Annotated in this window: 15 protein-coding genes and 1 pseudogene; 4 read left to right on the top strand and 12 right to left on the bottom strand. The window is 62.0% G+C overall.

Annotation, left to right across the window (positions count from 1 at the left end):
- Positions 1–76: 76 nt before the first annotated feature.
- Together ACM6HV_RS24645 and ACM6HV_RS24640 are read left to right on the top strand one after the other, a co-directional pair.
- A pseudogene (locus ACM6HV_RS24645) lies at positions 77–1,090 on the top strand (methyl-accepting chemotaxis protein); the annotation flags it as partial.
- A 42-nt stretch (positions 1,091–1,132) separates the two neighbouring features.
- Positions 1,133–1,996, top strand: coding sequence for a methyl-accepting chemotaxis protein (locus ACM6HV_RS24640; RefSeq protein ID WP_371260362.1), 864 nt, complete (start codon positions 1,133–1,135; stop codon positions 1,994–1,996).
- Between the two features lie 160 nt (positions 1,997–2,156).
- On the opposite strand, the gene ACM6HV_RS24635 is transcribed toward ACM6HV_RS24640, so the two are convergent.
- The 8 genes from ACM6HV_RS24635 to ACM6HV_RS24600 form a co-directional block, all read right to left on the bottom strand.
- Positions 2,157–2,576, bottom strand: coding sequence for a type II toxin-antitoxin system VapC family toxin (locus ACM6HV_RS24635; protein WP_414905519.1), 420 nt, complete (start codon positions 2,574–2,576; stop codon positions 2,157–2,159).
- The gene (locus ACM6HV_RS24630; protein WP_098967122.1) at positions 2,573–2,818 is read right to left on the bottom strand and encodes a FitA-like ribbon-helix-helix domain-containing protein; all 246 of its coding nucleotides are present in this window, start codon (positions 2,816–2,818) and stop codon (positions 2,573–2,575) included. Before ACM6HV_RS24630 ends, ACM6HV_RS24635 begins: the two co-directional genes overlap by 4 nt.
- A gap of 315 nt (positions 2,819–3,133) precedes the next feature.
- Entirely contained in the window at positions 3,134–4,507 is a 1,374-nt protein-coding gene (locus ACM6HV_RS24625) for a DUF1329 domain-containing protein (protein WP_414905518.1), read from the bottom strand.
- Positions 4,508–4,658: 151 nt separating this feature from the next.
- Positions 4,659–6,617 (bottom strand): DUF1302 domain-containing protein, encoded by a 1,959-nt coding sequence (locus ACM6HV_RS24620; RefSeq protein WP_414905517.1) that lies wholly within the window; start codon positions 6,615–6,617, stop codon positions 4,659–4,661.
- A gap of 43 nt (positions 6,618–6,660) precedes the next feature.
- Positions 6,661–7,950: a phospholipase gene (locus tag ACM6HV_RS24615; RefSeq protein WP_414905516.1), complete on the bottom strand. Its 1,290-nt coding sequence runs from the start codon at positions 7,948–7,950 to the stop codon at positions 6,661–6,663.
- Between the two features lie 229 nt (positions 7,951–8,179).
- Complete coding sequence (locus ACM6HV_RS24610) at positions 8,180–9,748, bottom strand: FGGY-family carbohydrate kinase (protein ID WP_414905515.1); 1,569 nt, start codon at positions 9,746–9,748, stop codon at positions 8,180–8,182.
- A 20-nt stretch (positions 9,749–9,768) separates the two neighbouring features.
- Positions 9,769–11,364 (bottom strand): glycerol-3-phosphate dehydrogenase/oxidase, encoded by a 1,596-nt coding sequence (locus ACM6HV_RS24605; protein ID WP_414905514.1) that lies wholly within the window; start codon positions 11,362–11,364, stop codon positions 9,769–9,771.
- Between the two features lie 5 nt (positions 11,365–11,369).
- A complete protein-coding gene (locus ACM6HV_RS24600; RefSeq protein ID WP_414905513.1) occupies positions 11,370–12,965 on the bottom strand; it encodes an FAD-binding oxidoreductase in 1,596 nt (531 codons plus the stop codon).
- Positions 12,966–13,176: 211 nt separating this feature from the next.
- Here ACM6HV_RS24600 and ACM6HV_RS24595 point away from each other — a divergent pair, with 211 nt between their 5' ends.
- Positions 13,177–14,193: an AraC family transcriptional regulator gene (locus ACM6HV_RS24595; RefSeq protein WP_131671405.1), complete on the top strand. Its 1,017-nt coding sequence runs from the start codon at positions 13,177–13,179 to the stop codon at positions 14,191–14,193.
- 515 nt (positions 14,194–14,708) lie between these two features.
- Positions 14,709–15,074: a DUF6124 family protein gene (locus tag ACM6HV_RS24590; protein WP_414905512.1), complete on the top strand. Its 366-nt coding sequence runs from the start codon at positions 14,709–14,711 to the stop codon at positions 15,072–15,074.
- 60 nt (positions 15,075–15,134) lie between these two features.
- Here ACM6HV_RS24590 and ACM6HV_RS24585 read toward each other — a convergent pair whose 3' ends face one another.
- The 4 genes from ACM6HV_RS24585 to ACM6HV_RS24570 form a co-directional block, all read right to left on the bottom strand.
- Positions 15,135–15,503 (bottom strand): glyoxalase superfamily protein, encoded by a 369-nt coding sequence (locus ACM6HV_RS24585; protein ID WP_414905511.1) that lies wholly within the window; start codon positions 15,501–15,503, stop codon positions 15,135–15,137.
- A 151-nt stretch (positions 15,504–15,654) separates the two neighbouring features.
- On the bottom strand, positions 15,655–17,112 hold the full coding sequence (locus ACM6HV_RS24580; RefSeq protein ID WP_414905510.1) for an N-acyl-D-amino-acid deacylase family protein: 1,458 nt from the start codon (positions 17,110–17,112) through the stop codon (positions 15,655–15,657).
- Between the two features lies 1 nt (position 17,113).
- On the bottom strand, positions 17,114–17,974 hold the full coding sequence (locus tag ACM6HV_RS24575; protein ID WP_414905509.1) for a MurR/RpiR family transcriptional regulator: 861 nt from the start codon (positions 17,972–17,974) through the stop codon (positions 17,114–17,116).
- Positions 17,975–17,989: 15 nt separating this feature from the next.
- Complete coding sequence (locus ACM6HV_RS24570; protein ID WP_414905508.1) at positions 17,990–19,339, bottom strand: GntP family permease; 1,350 nt, start codon at positions 19,337–19,339, stop codon at positions 17,990–17,992.
- Between the last annotated feature and the right edge of the window lie 16 nt (positions 19,340–19,355).

The following is a 19,355-nucleotide window of genomic DNA, read 5'->3' as shown; positions in this document are numbered from 1 at the left end:
CTTGCTGGCTCAAAAAAACAACAATCTTCCAGCCTGACCGACGATCAAGTAGCTCTACGTTCCTGGAGGAATTGTGATGAATAGCTGGTTCGGCAACATCAGCGTGAACATGAAATTGGGTCTGGGCTTCGGCCTGGTCCTGGCCCTGACCTGCGTACTGGCCCTGACTGGCTGGACCAGCCTCGGCGGTCTGATCGACCGCAGCAACTGGATGAGCGACATCACCCAGCTCAATGCCGGCCTGACCAAGCTGCGCGTGGTGCGCCTGCAATACATGCTGACCAACGGCGACGAAACCGCCGCGCAGAATGTGCAAACCACCCTCGAAAGCTTCGCCGCGCAACAACAAGCGCTGATCAACAAGTTCAAGAGCCCGGAAAACGTCAAACTGCTGAAAGAGCAGGCCGCGACCATCGCCGAATACCAGACTTCGCTGAACAAGATGCGCAACGCCTACCGCACCGGCAACAGCGCCCGCGACGTGATGGGCAGCAACGCCGAGACCGCTTACAACCTGATCGAAGCGATCAGCAAGCGCGTGCAGCAAATGGACATGAGCGAGCAGCGCTTCGAGCAGTTCCAGGCCATCACCCAGGCCAAGGAAGCGTTCATCCTCGCGCGCTATGAAGTGCGCGGCTACACCGCCACCACCAACGCCGAAACCGAGCAGAAAGCCGTCGGCCAACTGAACGTGGCCATCGACAGCCTCAAGCAACTGAACGTGCATTTCGCCGCGACCCAGCAAGACGCTCTGCATCAGCTGGAAACCGCCCTGACCAACTACCGCAGCGCGTTGCAGGCCTACAAGAACGCCAACAGTGAAGCGGTGCAGGCGCGTAAGGAGATGACCGATCAAGGTGCGGCCATCGTCACCACCAGCGAGCAGCTGTACCAGATCCAGCTCGACCGTCGCGACATCGAAAGCGCCCAGGCCCGTACGCTCCAGCTGATCAGCACCCTGCTGGCGCTGCTGGTCGGCGTGATTGCCGCGGTGATCATCACCCGTCAGATCACCCGTCCGCTGCAGGAAACCCTGGCCGTGGTCGAGCGCATTGCCAGCGGCGACCTGACCCAGAACGTCACCGTCACCCGCCGCGACGAACTCGGCGTGCTGCAACAAGGCATCGCGCGCATGGGCGTGACCCTGCGCGACCTGATCAGCGGTATCCGCGACGGCGTCACCCAGATCGCCAGCGCTGCCGAAGAACTCTCGGCCGTGACCGAGCAGACCAGCGCCGGCGTGAACAGCCAGAAGGTCGAGACCGATCAGGTGGCCACCGCCATGCACGAGATGACTGCCACCGTGCAGGAAGTCGCGCGCAACGCCGAAGAAGCTTCGCAAGCCGCAGCGGCCGCTGACGGCGAAGCCCGTGAAGGCGACAAGGTGGTGAATGAAGCCATCGCCCAGATCGAGCGCCTGGCCAGCGAAGTGGTGCGTTCCACTGAAGCCATGAGCGTGCTGCAACAGGAAAGCGACAAGATCGGCAGCGTCATGGACGTGATCAAGGCCGTGGCCGAGCAGACCAACCTGCTGGCACTCAACGCAGCGATTGAAGCCGCGCGTGCCGGTGAAGCCGGCCGTGGGTTTGCCGTGGTCGCCGACGAAGTCCGTGGCCTGGCGCAACGCACGCAGAAATCCACCGAAGAAATCGAAGGCCTGGTCGCCGGTCTGCAGAACGGCACCCAGCAAGTGGCTGCCGTGATGAACAACAGCCGCGCCCTGACCGACAGCAGCGTGGCCCTGACCCGCAAGGCTGGCGACTCCCTGGAAAACATCACCCGCACGGTGTCGAACATCCAGTCGATGAACCAGCAGATCGCCGCCGCGGCCGAGCAGCAAAGCGCCGTGGCCGAAGAAATCAGCCGCAGCATCATCAACGTGCGCGACGTGTCGGAACAGACCGCCGCCGCCAGCGATGAAACCGCAGCGTCGAGCGTTGAACTGGCGCGCCTGGGCGGTCAGTTGCAGCAGATGGTCAGCCACTTCCGCGTCTGATCTTCACCTCTGCGTTGAACGGAAGATCGATTCGCGAGCAGGCTCGCTCCCACAGGTAATGCGTTGAACACAGATCATGTGAACAACGCCAATCCCCTGTAGGAGCGAGCCTGCTCGCGATGGCGCCAGTCCAGTCAGCCCATACTCACTGCCCCACCGCTCACACCTCCCACGGATTCATCACTTCCACTCCCGAGAACCGAAAGTCCTTCACGTTACGGGTGGCGATTGCCGCGCCATGAGCCCGGCAAATTGCGGCTATCTGAGCATCAGCCATCGACACCGCCCGCCCCTTTGCTTCGCAATCTGCGACGAGTGCCGCGTACTCGACAGCGGCATGCGCATCGAACGGCAAAATGCGTCCGGCGAAATCCTCTTCGAACATTGCCATCGCATGGGCTTGAAGATTCTGTTTGCGCTTGCCTGAGGGAAGTCGGGAGATGCCGTGGAGTATCTCAGCCACCGTTATCGCACTGATGGCCAGATCCATGGCGGGCTGCGCATCAACCCAGGCCAGCACTCTGGCTTCAGGTTCGATACGCATGAACTCTGAAAGCACGTTGGTATCGAGCACTATCATTCAGAAAAATCCACCCCGGTGGCTTTCTCTGAGCGCTCCGGCAATTCAAGTTCAACTCCGCCGTTTGCACTGAACCTGCTGCGTATCCGGCTTCCAAGTCCGCCGGCGCGATCAACTGTTGCCAAGGCTCGACCGAGAATCAGGCGCGCCTCTTCTTCCATGGAGTGTCCGTTGTGTGCTGCGGTGATACGCAACTGTTCCTTGAGCTTTTCGTCAAGGTTTCGAATGGTGATGCTGGCCATGACGTCTCCTGCAATCAATGAAATCATTGATTGCAGGCTAGCACATCCGTTCTGGCTCACACCGGGGAATCTTCCGAACGGCCATTCTCATTGCAGCAGATGGTCAGCCATATCCGCGTCTGATTTCAGTCAGCGCCAAAGCGTAAATCCAATCGCGGGCTTGCCCGCGATGGCGTCCGACCAGTCAACCCAATGGCAACGACAACCCGCCTTGTGTAGGAGCTGCCGCAGGCTGCGATCTTTTAATCTTGTTTTTAAAATCAAAGTCAAAAGATCGCAGCCTTCGGCAGCTCCTACAGAGGTTGTGATACGCCTCTAGCGCGTCCCGCGCTGGCGCAACGCCGACGGCATGAAATACGCGTCTTCCGGCACCGGTTGCGAGAAGTCCACGGTGGAGGCTTCTTCGTTGTCGAGGTTCTGCACGTAGTAACGGCGGGCCTGCAGGTCGTGAAACACGTCCAGTGCGCTCCAGGTGGTTGGCAGGTCGTAGAAGTTTTTCAGGTACGCCATCGACACCCGCCACAACTCCCCGCGCCCATCGTATTGATCGACCAGCGCCGCGCCCCAGCTGTCCTCGTCGAGGAACAGCACGCGTTTGGAATAGACATGTCGCGCGCCCGGTTTGAGGTTACCTTCGACCACCCACACACGGTGCAGCTCATAGCGGGTGAATTGCGGGTTGAGGTGGCCCGGGGTCAGCAGTTGCGCGTACTTCACCTCGGGACTGCCGACCTTGTAGTTGTTATAGGGGATGTAGATTTCCTGCTTGCCCTTGAGCTTCCAGTCGTAGCGGTCCGGCGCGCCGTTGAACAGGTCAGTGTCGTCGGCGGTGCGCAGGCCATCGGATGAGGCGATCGGCGTGTCGTAGGCGAGGTTCGGCGCGCGGCGCACGCGGCGTTGGCCGGCGTCGTAGACCCAGGCCTGACGCGGATCCTTGAGCTGATCGAGCATCTCGTGCACCAGCGCCGCGCCACCGGCCAACCGCGCCGGGCTTTTCACAAAAGCGAGGTAGTAGAACAGGATGTTTTTCAGGTCGGCGTACTGCCCGCCCGGACGATAAAAATTGAACAGCGCTTCTTGCTGTGAGGTGACCAGGGCAAAGCTGCCGTTGCGCTGCACCGGGGCTTCGGACGCACGACGCACCACGTAGATCCCGCGATAACGGGTGATGTGGTTCCACAGCACTTCGATGCCGTCCTTGGGCACCGGGAACGGCACGCCGCCGTAGGCATCGGCGAACCCGCTGCCGCCCTCCAGCAGCTTGGCTGAGGTCGCATTCTTCAACGTGTTGTCATACAGCCATTGCGGCGCCGAACCGGAACGGCGCGATGGATAGACCGGCATCTGGAACGTGTCGGGATAGCTGTTGAACAACGCAATCTGACCGGGACTGAGGTGGGCCTTGTACTGCTCCAGATTGGCCTTGGTGATGGTGAACAGTGGCTTGTCTGCAGCGTAGGGATCCGGGTGATGCTGGCCCGGTTTGTACCCGGCCGGCGCCTGGGTGATGCCGCCGGTCCAGGCCGGAATGCTGCCGGCAGCGTTGCCGGCACGCTCGGCGCCCATGGGCGTGAGGGTGGTTTTCAGTTGTTCGGCTTGTTGTGGGGTGATGGCGGCGAGGGCGCTGCCGGCGGTGAGGCCCAGAACCAGCGCCAGCGAAATCCGGGTCATGCTTGAAGTGTGAAACATGATCTTCTCCAAAGTACAAAAACCTGTGGGAGCGAGCCTGCTCGCGAAAGCGGTGTATCAGTCGACATCAATGTTGAAGGTGCCTGCCTCTTCGCGAGCAGGCTCGCTCCCACAGGGGGGATGCGGTGTTGCTGAAATCTCGTGTAGTCCTTTAAAGGAAATACTTGAGGTTGAACCCGACGTTGTCGCGGTCGCGAATCCCGTTGTTCTGCCCGCCGCCCCAGAAGTTGGTGTATTGCACCTCGGCTTCGAGCTTGTTCTGGTAGTTGGCCTTGATCCCCAATGTGTAAGCCTTGCGCCCGTCGATGGTGTTGCCGGCCTGATAGCTGTTGCCCTTGAAGTCGTCCTTGTAGACGACGTACGGCGAGACGTTGACCCCGGCGTACACATCGTTCCAGGTGCCGTTGAACATCACCGTGTAGCTGTAGGAGTTGCGATTGACCTGATCGTCGCGATCGCCGCCGGACACATAAGAGGTGTTGCCGGTACCGGCGTAATAGCGCGTGCTGCCGTCATAGGCGGTGTATTGCAGGCTGCTGCCGCGCAGGTGTTCGGAGGCCAGTTCGAAGATGCCGAACATCGAGTCGAACGACAGCGTCGGGCCGAAGTTGTAGATGCTGCCCAGCGAGGTGTTGAACGCCTCCACGCGCTCGGCGTTGTTGATCTCGCTGTCGAGGGTGACCATCTGCCCGCCGACGTTGACGGGCTTGCCGGTCACCGCCACAGCGGCACCGTTGGCCAGGTCGCCGATCAGATCGTTGGTGGCAGCGACACCGATCGGCAGGTTCGGTCGATAGGCGATCTCGCCGAACACCGAAGCCTGGCCCAAAGTGGTGTTGAAGCTGAAACCATACATGCGGATGTCTTCGGCATAACGCCGATGCGCCTGAATGTTGCCCATCACATCGGCCGTCGCCAGACCGTTGGCCAGCGCCCCGGCCTGACTGCCGGCGACGGTGGAGAGCATGTTGGTCAGGGCATTCATGTCGATGCCCTTGTAGCCACCGAGGTCAGCGGCGATGGTCGGTTCCTTGGCGTGGTAGTTGACCAGGTACAGGCCGAACTCGGTGCTGTTGAGCGCCTCGGCGATGTAGCGAAACGCAAAGCCAAACTGGCCATCGTTGCGTGCGTTGTAGTCCTTGCCGATCGACGCCACTTTCAGCGTATTGCCGTAGGCCGGTGTCACGCCGTTGGCGTACAGGCCCGTGCTTTTCAGCGTCGGGCCGAGCAACGGGTTATTGCCCAGTGCGCTGTACAGCCCGATGACGTTGCCGAACCCCGGCACCGGGGTGTCGAGCGCAGTGCCGCTGAAGTTGTTGTAACCGGTGTTGCCGCCATCGGCGAACAGGTCGGTCTGCGAGTAAAACGTGCCGACCGGGTCGATGCGGGTTTCCTTCCAGTTGGTCTGGTAGAAGCTCTCCATAGTCAACGAATCGGTCAGGCCGATGTTGAAGCTCACGGCCTCCACCGGCATCAGCACCTCCTTGACCTCGGCGCCCGGCAAGCGGTACTTGGCGGCGTCCACCGGGTTGGTGGTGTTGACACCACCGCGATAGAAAATCCCCTCGCCCCAGTTGAACACCTGACGCCCGACCCGCGCAGTCACCGGCATCTGCGCCACGTCCCAGTTACCGTAGACATAGGCGTCGAGCATCTCGATCCGGCTGCCGGCGATGTCGCGGGTCTGGCTGGTAAAGCGATCATCCTGCGGGTAGCTCTGGCTTGGCTGCGCCGGGTTGTTGTTACGGTAGTAATCGTTGCGCTTGTCCATCAACTGGGTGTCGTAGAACGCCGTGCCGCGCAGAAACATCCCGTAATTCTGATAGTTGGCTTCCAGTTCCGAAGTGATCTTGTACACCTCGGAAACCAGCCCGGTATCGAAGTTGCGGTTGCCGTCGTTGGTGTTGACGTCGTCGTTGTTCTTGTCGCGGCCCTGCACCCGCCACAAACGGCCATAGGACAGGGTCGTGTCGATCGATCCGGTGACTTGATTGTCCAGCACGCTGAACTCGGCAGCCTGCACCGCATCCACCGCACAGAGTTGCAGCAGCCCCGCCAGGCCGACACCGGGCAGTGCCACGCCGCTGAGGCGCAATCGAGTGTTGATCATGGGTTCCTCCTTGTTCTTATTGTTTTTTGCGTGACCGCGATGGCTACGGTGTGAGTCCCGCACGGACATAAATCCGGCTGTGCGCGCCGAAATGGCCGAGCAGTTTGAACAGCTGCTGATTGAGTGCCGGATGCTCGAACGTCTCGCGCTGCAGTTGATTGCCACTGCTGAAATCACTGGTCACCGGGGCCGTCTCCAGCCATTGGCCGATGGCTTCATCGAACGCCGCCGAGTCCTCGACCGACTCGGCGCTGACCACGTCGCGCAAGTAGTCCACCGAGTACGGCGGATACTGTTGGTCTTGAGCGACATCGGCGTAGGCCGCGAGCATCGGATGCGCCTGACCGGCGCGCAGTACGCGGCGCAGCCAGGTCGATTGATACTTCTCGACTTCCATATGGCGCGTGGCGACCCGTTCGATGGAGGCTTTTTTATCGTCGGCAAAACCGGCCAGCGCCTTGCCCTCCAGCAACAACAGACTCGGCAGTTCGACCCCGGGCAACGGCTTGGCGTGATACGGCTGGGTCAAGTCCTGCACGTGGTGCACGCCCCAACCCAGGAACCGATAGCCCCAGTAAGGATGGCCAGTGGCGAACGCCAGACGCGCCAGGCCCAGGTACTGATAGGCGCGCCAGTCCGGCCAACTGCGCTGAAGAAATCCAGCAGCGGCATACACCACCGCGCTTTCATGGAAGAAGCCCATGTGGAACGGCGCCTGCGAGCTGTACTGGAAACGATCATCGCCAAACGGCTGCGGGCCGAAGCCGTACCGCGCGCCGACCTCGCCGGGGTTGTCGCTGAACAGGTTGATGTCGTGACCGTAATCCGGCTCGTCGGCGGCGCTTGCCAGCACGGCCAGCGGCGCGACGTTCTCGCCATCCGCCACGCGAATGAAACGCTGACGATTCCATGGCGAAAGCGTCTGCTCGACCATCACCTGATCGGCACTGAGATGTTCGCGTTCGGGCAGGTCTTGGCCCGGCAGCGGCTGAATGACCATCGCCAGATGAATGCGCGGATTGAGTCGCAACGCGGTGAGAAAATCGTGGCGCAGATCGTCACTCGGTACGGCGGGCAGCTTTAGATTGTCGGGGCGCGGCGGGTACTGGGTGAAGTGTTCACGGGCGAAGCTTTCCTGTTGCTCCAGCAGCGCGACCACGGCCGGATATTGCTCGGCGAGAAAACGCTCTAGCGGCTCAACCTCAACCGCTGGCGCATCGCGCAGCGCCGGCAGTGCCTGCAACGCCAGATAGCTGCCGACCGTGTGGTTCGACCAGCCCCACGCCGTCGGGGCTGTTGCACAAAGCAGCAACAGGAGAAAGGTCAGCTTCATTGCTTTTAATTCTTATTGGAGGTGCTGTGGGGGTTGAGCCTAACAACCACCTCCGGCGCTGACACTGTCCGATCTCACCAGAAAAGTTCTCCGATAGCGCCATTTCAGGCTCACCGTCCATCCGTGTAGGAGCTGCCGAAGGCTGCGATCTTTTGACTTTGATTCTTTAAAAACAAGATCAAAAGATCGCAGCCTTCGGCAGCTCCTACAGGGGATTTCCAGTGTCTGGTTACGCGGGGTAACCGGTGATTGTGCGGATGCTCTGATACAACGGTTTGAGCTGGCGATACATGCGCAGGTACACCTCTTTGTACAAGCGCTCATAGACCTGCTGCGCCTCGGGTTGCGGGGTGAATACCGTCCCGACGCGGGTCATTGCCGTTATCGCTGCCGGGTAATCCGCATACACCCCCAACCCCACCGCACAACAGATCGCCGCGCCCAGCCCCGACGCTTCATACACATGCGGGCGCTCCGCCGGCAGACCAAAGATATTCGCCGTCAGCTGCATCGCCGCATCACTCTGCGAACCGCCACCGGCCACCCGCAGACGCTTGACCGACACCTTCGAGCGCTTCTCGATGTTCTCCAGTCCCTGGCGCAACGCATACGCCAGCCCTTCCAGAATCGCCCGGTAAATGTGCGCGCGGGTGTGCACGTCGCCGAAGCCGATCATCGCGCCTTTGGCTTCAACGCCCGGCTCACGAATTCCCGGCGACCAGTAGGGTTGCAGCATCAGCCCCATCGATCCCGGCGGCACCGCGTTGACCAGCGCATCGAACAGTTGCTCGGGTTCAATGCCCTGCTCTTGCGCCTGCTGCATTTCGCGCAGACCGAACTCGTTCTTGAACCAGCTGACCATCCAGTAACCGCGATAAATCATCACCTCGCAGTTGTACTGGTCGGGCACCGCCGAGGGGTACGGCGGAATCAACGGGACGATTTCCAGATAGCGCGAGCGGGTGCTGGTGATGGTCGCGGTGGTGCCGTAGGACAGGCACACGGTGCTCGCATCGACCACGCCTGAACCGACCACTTCGCAGGCCTTGTCAGCGCCGGCAGCAATCAGCGGCAAACCTTCGGGAATGCCGGTATGGCGAGCGGCTTCGGCGGTGATATAGCCGAGGGTTTCGCCAGGTTTGAGCAAGGTCGGCAATTGCTCCGGGCGCACCGCCAGCGCCTGCCATTTCCAGTCGCTGGGCGCGGCCCATTTCAGACGTTTGAAGTCGAACGGCAGGTAACCGACGCAGCAACCCACCGAGTCGACAAAGCGCCCACACAGGCGATGGGTGAGAAAGCCCGAGAGCAGCAAAAACTTGTCGGTCGCCGCCCAGACTTCAGGCTGGTGTCTGGCGATCCAGTTGGCCTCGGCCTGCGCGCGAAAGTAATCCACGGTGGCCTGTGCGCCGACCAGTTTGAACAGCCAGCCCCACGGCCCTTTGATCCCGCCCTCGACTTCGCTCTGACGCTGATCGAGCCACAGAATCGCCGGGCGCAGCGGCTTGCCCTGAGCATCGACGTTGATCACCGTGCCGCGCTGAGTGGTCAGCGACACCCCGGCAATCTGCGAGCGATCAATCCCGGTTTGCGCCCATACCTGCTGACAGGCTTCGCCGAGTTTCGCCCAGTAATATTGCGGGTCCTGCTCGGCCCAGCCCGGTTGCGTCGAGTAGTACGCCTGCAACTCGACCTTGCCTTTACCGAGCAGATTGCCCTGCAAATCGAAGAGCAACGCGCGCACGCTCTGAGTGCCGTTGTCGATCGCCAGCAGGTAGCGCTTGTTCGAGTGGTTATGCATGGCGCTCTCTTCAAGGGGCATCAAGGCGTGCCATCCGGCAGACCGTGGTGACGTTGCCACAACGCCAAGTAACGCTGTAGTTCTTGCTGCCAGCGTGCATCGTCCCAGCCCAGCCTTGGCTGGCAGAGTTGGCGGATGGCAGCGAATTGTTCTTCGCCACCGCGTGCCAGCAATAAGCCCAGCCGGGTACGACGCAGCAACAGATCATCGAGGTGCAGCACCATTTCCGCCTCACAGGCGAAGGCCAATTCGGCCCACAAGGTGTCAGTGTTGCCGACCGTTTCGTGGCCCGACTCGGCGATCAGTTGCGCCAGTCGTGGCAGATCACGGCCGTGCCTGCCGGCCAGCCGTCGCCACTGTTGCGGGCTGAGTCCGGGAATGGTCAGCGGCGGCACGGCTGCGAAAACCGGCGCAGCATCATCTTCGAAAGCGCGGCCAAGCATGTCGGCACAGGCCTTGAGCACTTCGATGGCTTGCGGGCGAAACGTCGTCAGTTTGCCGCCGGCCAACGTGACACAACCCGGCTCCTGCCACAGCACATGTTCACGGGTTTCATTCGACGGCTTGCCTTGCTGTGCACCCGCCGCGCTGCCCACCACCGGACGCACGCCGGACCAGGTCGACAGCACATCGCTCGCCGTCACTTCGGCACCTGGAAATTGTTGCGTGCAGGCCGCCAGCAGGTAGTCGAGTTCTTCGGTGCTGATGCTCGCGCTCTGATCCAGATCCTCACGATGATCGAGATCCGTAGTGCCAACCACCGTCGCCCCTTCCCACGGAAAAACGAACACCGGCCGCCGGTCGCGCGCATGCAGAAACGTGAGGGCCTGCGCCACTGGCAAACGCCAGCCCGGCAGCAGCAGATGACTGCCGCGCAATGGCCGCAGTTGTCGCGGAGCCTCGGGCAAACGCAGGCGCTCAGCCCATGCCCCGGTCGCCACCGCCAGCACGCCGCAACGCAATTGCCGCGCCCCACCCGCCTTACAGTCCTCGATCTGCACCCCACACACCCGGCCTTCTTCGCGCAGCAAATGTTCGACGCGCACCCCGTTGAGCACCACTGCGCCATCGGCCCGCGCTTCACTCAACACGCGCATCACCAGCCGTGCATCATCGGTCAGCGCATCGACAAAACAGGTGCCACCGAGCAGCCGGGTTTCCTTCACCCCCGGCGCGAGAAACCGCAGTTGCTGCGCGTCGTGAAAACGATGGCTGCGTCGCCCGGCCAACGCGTCGTACACCGACAACAAACCACCGAGCACACGCGGCCCGGGAAAGCCGCCGCGATAGTGCGGCATCAGGAAACTCATCGGCTCCACCAGCCCCGGCGCTTCGTCGAGCAGGCGCTGGCGCTCGCGCACCGAATCGCGGGTCAGGCGCCACTGGCCCTTGGCGATGTAACGCAAACCGCCGTGAACCATTTTCGACGACCGGCTGGAGGTGCCCCAGGCGAAATCCCGTTGTTCCAGCAGCAGACAACGCCAACCGCGCCGCGCCGCTTCGCGCAGAATGCCGGCACCGCTGATGCCGCCGCCGATGACGATCAGGTCCCAGCTTGCGTCGGCCAATGTCGGCAAGGTTTGCTGGCGCCATGCGGCGTTCCAGTTCGGGTGCATGATCGTCACTCCGGCAACAGCGTGCCGGGGTTTAGGCGCCCGGCCGGATCGAAGTGCCTGCTCAGCGCCTGCAAGGTGTCCATCGCCAGCGCGCCTTTTTCGCGCGGCAGGTACGGCGCGTGATCCTTGCCGACCCCATGCTGGTGGCTGATGGTGCCGTGGTTGTCGACGATGGTCTGGCTGGCCGCATGCTTGAGTGCCTGCCAGCGCGCCAGCGTCGCCGGATAATCCGCCGCCGGGCGAAACACGTAAGTGGTGTAGATGCTCGAACCTTCGCCGTAAACGTGGGACAGATGGGTGAACACATGCACCCGCTCGCCCTGCGCCGCCAGCGCGTCACGCAGGCTGTTTTCGATCAGGTTGAGCAGATTGTCGACATTGCTCCAGTCGGTGGCGGTTTCCAGGGTGTCGGCCACGTAACCGGCGTTCCACAGATTCTCGCGCAGGTAAGGGAAACGGAAGCGGTTCTGCGCCCATTTCTTGCCGAGCAAGGTGCCGGTGAACACGCCGCCGAAGGCTTTCAGATGCTGCCGCGCCTGGCTCAGCGACAGCGCGTTTTGCCGACGGTTGCCGGTCACGCCGAAGGTCAGCAGGCACTTGCCTTCACCGGCACCGCGCAGGTTCAGATACTTTTCCAGCCAGGCGATCTGCTGCGGATGCCCGGCCAGCGCCAGTTGGGTTTCGGTCTCCACCGCGTTCGACAGGCGCAGCATCGACAACGGCACCCGCGCCTGGGCCAATTGGCGGATCGCTTGCAGCGCCTTGCTCCAACTGGGCAGGAACACCCCGTAAAAACGCTCATCGGCCGGCAGCGGACTGACCCGCACTTTGACCTCGGAAATGATCCCGAAACGGCCCTCGCAACCGAGCACCACTTCGCGTAGATCAGGCCCCGCCGCCGAAGCTGGGAACGTCGGAATTTCCAAGGGCCCGGCGAAAGTTTCCAGGGTGCCGCCAGCGAACAACTGCTCGATACGCCCGTAGCGCAACGACTGCTGACCACTGGAGCGACTGGCGACCCATCCGCCCAGCGTCGACAACTCCCACGACTGCGGGAAATGCCCCAGCGTGTAGCCGCGAGCGCGCAGCTGACTTTCCACCTGCGGGCCACTGGCGCCGGGGCCGAACGTCGCCAGTTGGCTCTGCTCGTCGAGGTCGATCAGACGATTCATCCGCGCCAGCGACACGGTCACCACCGGCCGCGTCGAATCCGGCGGGTTGATGTGCCCGGCCACCGACGTGCCGCCGCCGTAGGGAATCAGGCACAGGTCCTGTTGATGCGCGAGCGACAGCAATTGGCGGATCTGCTCGGCGGTCTCCGGAAACGCCACCGCGTCCGGATAGTTGCCCAGCGCGCCTTCGCGCAGCGCCAGCCAGTCCGGCAAACTCTGGCCCCGAGCGTGCAGCAGACGATCATGGGCATCAACGCTGTAAAAGGCGTGCGCCGCCAGCCGTGAGACCGGCACCCGCGCCAATGCTGCCTCCAGCGTCGCATCGGGCAGCGCGCGCCCGGCCCCCAACCGTTCATGGAGAAAACTCGCACCCTGGGCCGGCAGTTCGACCACCGTGGTTGCATCTCCCCAGCCGTTCCAGCGTCGCATGCGTGTGTCCTTCTTATGCAGTCTGATCAGTGATATTGCAGGCCTCCATACTAGTCAGCGGCCAAAAAGTGTCACGGTCGCATCCGGCCAGTTCGAGTAGCCAATTGAGTCAAACGTCGCGCAAGTGCCAGCCATTTACTTTAGTCGGGGTTTCAAATTACCTTTCAGGCATTCATTCGCTCACGCAGGCCTTGATCAAGGGATTCGGATCATGCAATCGCTCGGCTTCACCTCGGTTCCGCCGCTGCTCAAATACGTGCGCCATGCCGAGCAACTGGGCATGGCCATCGAGCCGGCGTTGGCCGCTGCCGGTTTGCAGGCGCAGCAACTGAGCGACAACAGCCTGCGCCTGCCGGGCGAAACCCATGAGCGCCTGCTCGATTATTTCTGCGAGCACTCGGGCGATCCGCTGTTTGGTCTCAACGCCGCGAACTTCGTCCTGCCCAATTCCTGGAGCGTGCTCGGTTACATCACCATGAACTGCGCGACCCTGGGCGATGCGATGAGCCGGATCATGCCGTTCGAAAAACTGGTGGGCGACATGGGCGTCAGCCGCGCCGAAGTGCAGGACGGCCACGTGCATCTGATCTGGACTTGCCGCTACGAGCGCCCGCGCATCCGCCGGCATCTGGTGGAAAACGTCCTCGGCTCGTGGCTGCAATACGCGCGCTGGATCGCCGACACGCAGATGTCGCCCGCCGCCGTGTGGCTGGAACATCCGTGCCCGCCAGACGCCAGCCAGGCGCAGTACGAAGCGTTTTTCGATTGCCCGGTGCTGTTCGAGCAGGCGTATTCGGCGCTGATCGTGCCGCTGGCGTATCTGCAATTACCGCTGCGCCAGGCCGATGCGCAATTGCTGCGCACCCTGGAAGAACATGCGATGGGGTTGATGGCGACGCTGGAGGATGCGTCGCTGGAGCAGCGGGTCAAAAGCATCCTGCGTCAGCTGCTCAAGGAAGGCTTGCCGCGCAAGGAACAGGTGGCCGAGCAGCTCGCGGTGTCGGTGCGCACGTTGCAGCGTCAGTTGCATCAGGCGGGGACGTCGTATCAGCAGATTCTCGACGATTTGCGCCAAGAGCTGGCGGAGCATTATTTGCTCAACAGTACGTTGCCGATTCAGGACATTGCGCAGTATCTGGGGTTTACCGAGCCGCGCTCTTTTCACCGAACCTTCAAGAGCCGGCGCGGGATGCCGCCGGGGGAGTTTCGGCAGATGCATCGGGGGTGACGCCGCCGGCCTCTTCGCGAGCAGGCTCGCTCCCACAGTGGATCTTCAGTGAATGCAGATTTTGTGTACGACATAACCCCCCTGTGGGAGCGAGCCTGCTCGCGAAGGCGTCAGTCGCCTCACCTCAATCCGACAGACAAATCCTCCGCTCCTGTAGTGCAATAAACACTTTCCAGCACGCCTGTTTAAAGACACTCAGTGTTACGGCTCACCACCCTACAAATCCTTGCGCCGCTGCCTACGGCTAAGCCAGAATCCGCCGGCTTGTGCGCCCCGGAGGCCGTCGGTAACTTGAGTCCGTCACTGATTTCCAGTGATCGGGTTTAGTAGCCCGAGGTTTTTGGGGCGTATCGCTCATCAGACAGTCAGGTCTTGCCTGAACGTTATGGTGGCTGTGCGCAGGGCGCCCTCGGGCGCGCCGGTTTCCCAGATCCCCGGTCTACTAACCTGCGTACGGCTGCCTCCATTTCTTTTAGTAGGGAAACGGCGGCCAGCCCTCAATGAGGATCTGGCATATGTTCAAAGTAACACCCAACCCGCCGCCCACCGACGCGGCCTCCCCCTACGAATCCCCCGAATCAAAGAAATTCCACGAAGCCGCCGAGCGCGCCCTCGACCACTACCTCGGCCCACCGAGGCCCGCGATCCTGGCCACCCCGTACCAGCCCAATCGTCTCTACATGGCCAATCCGGCCAGCGGCACCGAACCGTTGCTGGCCGATGCCTGCGAATCCCTCGGCTCGGCCACCGTGATGCTCAACGACTTCGCCGGGCTGCTTGAAGGCTCGCACCGCAAGACCCTGCAAGGCATCGCGCAAGTGGTGATGGTGGCGGAGATCGCCGTCAACCGAGTGCTGGATAAATTAGTGCCGACCGAATAACGAAAAAGCCCGCAGCCAGACCTTAGTGGTTTGGCCACGGGCTTTTTTGTATGGCTCGACTCAGACACTGATCGCGTTGGTAAACACCAGTCGATTGCCAAACGGATCGGCAATGGTCATGTCCTGACTGCCCCACGGCATCGCCTGAATCTGTGGGTGCGAGAACTTGTAATCCTTGGCCTGCAACTGCTGCTGAAACGCCTCCAGTTCGTCGGTCTCGATGCGCAACGCCGAACCCGGCGTCGCGTCGCCATAATGCTCGGACAGGTGCAGCACGCATTCGCCACGGGACACCTGCAGATACAGCGGGAAATTCGCTTCGAAACGGTGCTGCCAGTCGATCTTGAAGCCAAGGAAGTCGACGTAAAATTCCAACGCCTTGGCTTCATCGAAGATCCGCAGGATCGGGGTGGTTTTGCCGAAGCTCATGGGGTGCTCCCTGACTGGTTGGCCCAAGAGTGTAGCCGGGCTGGATCTCAGCAATTCGGCTTGGTTTCGACATTCTTTAATCTCAGAGTGCCACTATGAGACGCAGATCAAAAGATCGCAGCCTTCGGCAGCTCCTACAGGGGCTTTGCAATCAATGAAACCCTTCGCGCAAATCGCCCTGCCGCGCCAGAAACCGCCCTTCCCGGCGACCGTTCGCCTGTCCGTCGCGATAGCTCAACGCGCCATTGACCCACACCCCCTCAATCCCCTGCGCCGCCCGTTGCGGATCAGTGAAATCCGCCACATCGCGCACCGTCAAAGGATCGAACAGCACCAGATCCGCCCAATAGCCTTCACGAATCTCGCCGCGCTCTTTCAAGCCAAACCGCGCCGCTGACAGACCGGTCATCTTGTGTACCGCCGTGTGCAGCGGAAACAGCCCGACATCACGACTGAAATGGCCGAGCACTCGTGGGAAAGCGCCCCACAGGCGTGGGTGCGGGAACGGGTCCTCCGGCAGTCCGTCAGAGCCGACCATCGACAGTGGATGCGCGAGGATTTTTCGTACATCCGCCTCGTCCATGCCGTAGTACACCGCGCCCGCCGGTTGCAGGCGTTTGGCGGCGTCGAGCAGTGGCACGCTCCATTCGGCAGCGATGTCGATCAGGTCGCGGCCGCTGACCTCGGGGTGCGGCGTCGACCAGGTGATGGTGATGCGATGGGCATCGGTGACTTGCTTCAGATCCAGCGTCGAAGAGCTCGCCGCGTAGGGATAGCAATCGCAGCCCACATGCTGGGTTTTCGCCGCGGCCTCCAGCGCCGCGAGCAGCTGCGGACTACGCCCCCAGTTACCCACACCGGCGCATTTGAGGTGGGAAATGATCACCGGGGACTGCGAGTGACGGCCGATGCTGAACGCTTCGTCCATCGCCTCCAGCACCGGCTCGAATTCACTGCGCAGATGGGTGGTGTACACCGCGCCGAACGCGGTCAGTTCTTCGGTCAGTTGCTTCACTTCATCGGTGGAAGCGTTGAAGGCGCTGGCGTAGGCCAGGCCTGTGGATAAACCGAGCGCGCCAGCCTCAAGGCTTTCACGCAATTGCTCACGCATGGCGGCGATTTCGTCTGGCGTGGCGGTGCGCAACAGATCGTCGAGATGATTGCTGCGCAGCGCGGTGTGACCGACCAGTGAGGCGACGTTCAGCGTGGTGTTCGCCGCTTCGACGGCGGCGCGGTAATCGCTGAAACGTGGATAGACGAATGCGGCGGCTGTGCCGAGCAGGTTCATAGGGTCCGGTGGATTGCCTTTGAGACTGACCGGCGAGGCGCTGATCCCGCAGTTGCCGACGATCACCGTGGTCACGCCCTGGCTGAGTTTGGGCAGCATCTGCGGCTGGCGGATGACCACGGTGTCGTCGTGGGTGTGCACGTCGATAAAACCCGGGGCGAGCACGCGGCCGGCGGCGTCGATTTCTTCCGTGGCGCGGGCATCGTGCAAGTCGCCAATGCGTTCGATGCGCCCGTTGAGAATCGCCACATCGGCGCGGTAGCCGGGGGTGTTGCTGCCATCGATGACGGTGGCGTTGCGGATCAGCGTGTCGTACTGCATGTCAGTCTCCCAGCGGCAGGTGATCGTCGCCGCCACGGTATTCGTCGAGGGCGAGTTTGATCCGCCGCAGACGCTCTTGATTGTCTTCAGGATTGGCCAGCGCCAGCTCGGTCGCAAGCACATCGATGGCGAGCAACATGCCGTAGCGCGCCGCCGTCGGTTTGTAGATGAACGAAGTTTCCGCGCCTTGCAGCGGCAGAACGATGTCGGCCAGTTCGGCCAGCGGCGAGTCGGCGCGGGTGATGGCCAGAATGCGTGCGCCGTAGTTGCGCGCCAGTTCGACAGTTTCCAAAAGCTCCGGGGTGATGCCGGTCAGCGAGCAGACGATCAGCACGTGCTCGGCATTGAGGCTGGCAGCGGTGACGCGCATCATCACCGCGTCGTGGCACACCGCAATCGGGTAGCCGAGGCGCACCAGGCGTACCTGCAATTCATCGCTGCACAGGGTCGAGCAACCGCCCATGCCGAACGCATGAATCATCCGCGCCTGGCCGAGCATTTTCACCGCGTCGGCGAAGCGTGATTCGTCAAACCCGGCCAGATGCTGGCGCAGCGTGGTTTCGATATCGCCGACAATCTGCCCGTAGAACGCCGACTGTTCAGGGGTACCCGCCGGGTCGAGAAAACGGCTGCCAACGCCGCTGGCCTGGGCCAGTTGCAGGCGCAGATCGCGCAGGTCGCGGCAGCCCACCGTACGGGCAAAACGCGACAGCGTGGCGGTGCTGACTTCGGCCCGTTGCGCGAGGTGTTCGAGGCTGGCGCTCGCGGCAAAACCGACGTCGTCCAGCATCAGCCGGGCGATGCGGCCTTCGCCGGCGCTGAAGGAGTCCTGATGAGCGCGGATCTGATAAAGGATGTCCATGGCGGCGGGCTCCGGTTACAGCAGGTAAGAAAGGCCGACGGTCAAAGCGAAAGCGACCAGCGAGATCAGGGTCTCAAGCACGGTCCAGGTCTTGAACGTCTGCGCGACCGTCATGTTGAAGTATTCCTTGATCAACCAGAAGCCGCCGTCGTTGACGTGGGAAAAGATCACCGAGCCGGCGCCGGTCGCCAGCACCAGCAATTCCGGGTGTGGATAACCCAGACCGATGGCGACCGGCGCAACCACGCCGGATGCGGTGGTCATCGCCACGGTGGCCGAGCCGGTGGCCACCCGCATCAACGCGGCGAACAGCCAGCCCATGATCAGCGGCGACAGGTGAAATTCGTGGGCCAGCCCGACAATCTGATCGGTGACCCCAGCGTCCACCAGAATCCGGTTCAGACCACCGCCGGCGCCGACCAGCAAGGTGATACTGGCGGTCGGCGCCAGGCACTCGTTGGTGAATTTGAGGATCGATTCACGGTTGAAACCCTGAGCGATGCCCAACGTCCAGAAACTCAGCAAGGTCGCCAGCAACAGTGCGATCACCGAGTTGCCGATGAACAACAGAAACTGATTGAAACCGCTGCCCGGCGTGGAGATCAGGTTGGCCCAGCCACCGATCAGCATCAGCACCACCGGCAATAGAATGGTCGCCATGGTGATGCCGAAACCCGGCAGCCTGTCGCGCGGTTCGCGGTCGAGAAATTGTTTTTCCAGCGGGTTATCCGCCGGCAGTTGAATGCGCGGCACGATGAATTTGGCGTACAGCGGACCGGCGATGATTGCGGTGGGAATACCGACGGCAATCGCATACAGCAAGGTCTGCCCGACTGAGGCCTGATACGCCTGCACCGCGAGCATCGCCGCCGGGTGCGGCGGCACCAGCGCATGCACCACCGACAGGCCGGCAACCATCGGCAGGCCGACCATCAGAATCGATACGCCCACCCGCCGCGCCACGGTGAAGGCGATGGGTACCAGCAACACAAAACCGACCTCGAAGAACAGCGGCAGGCCGACCAGAAACGCGATGCAAACCATCGCCCAGTGCGCGTTCTTCTCGCCGAACTTCTCGATCAGGGTGCGGGCCATCTGCTCCGCGCCGCCGGACTCGGCCATCATCTTGCCGAGCATCGTCCCCAGCGCCACCACCAGCGCAATATGCCCCAGCGTCTTGCCCACGCCGGCCTCATACGCCCCCACCACGCCCGACGGCGGCATTCCCGCTACCAGCGCCAGACCGATGGAAATCAGGGTGATGACAATGAACGGATTGAGCCGGTAACGGGCGATCAGCACGATCAAGGCACTGATGGCGACGGCGGCGTACATCAGCAGCCAATAGCCGAAGGAAGGCGTCATGCGGTAATCCTCGAAA

The organism is Pseudomonas sp. IT-P260, from assembly GCF_949768395.1.
GTDB classification, from domain to species: Bacteria; Pseudomonadota; Gammaproteobacteria; order Pseudomonadales; family Pseudomonadaceae; genus Aquipseudomonas; species Aquipseudomonas parakoreensis.
This window is presented reverse-complemented; position numbering and strand designations above follow the sequence as displayed.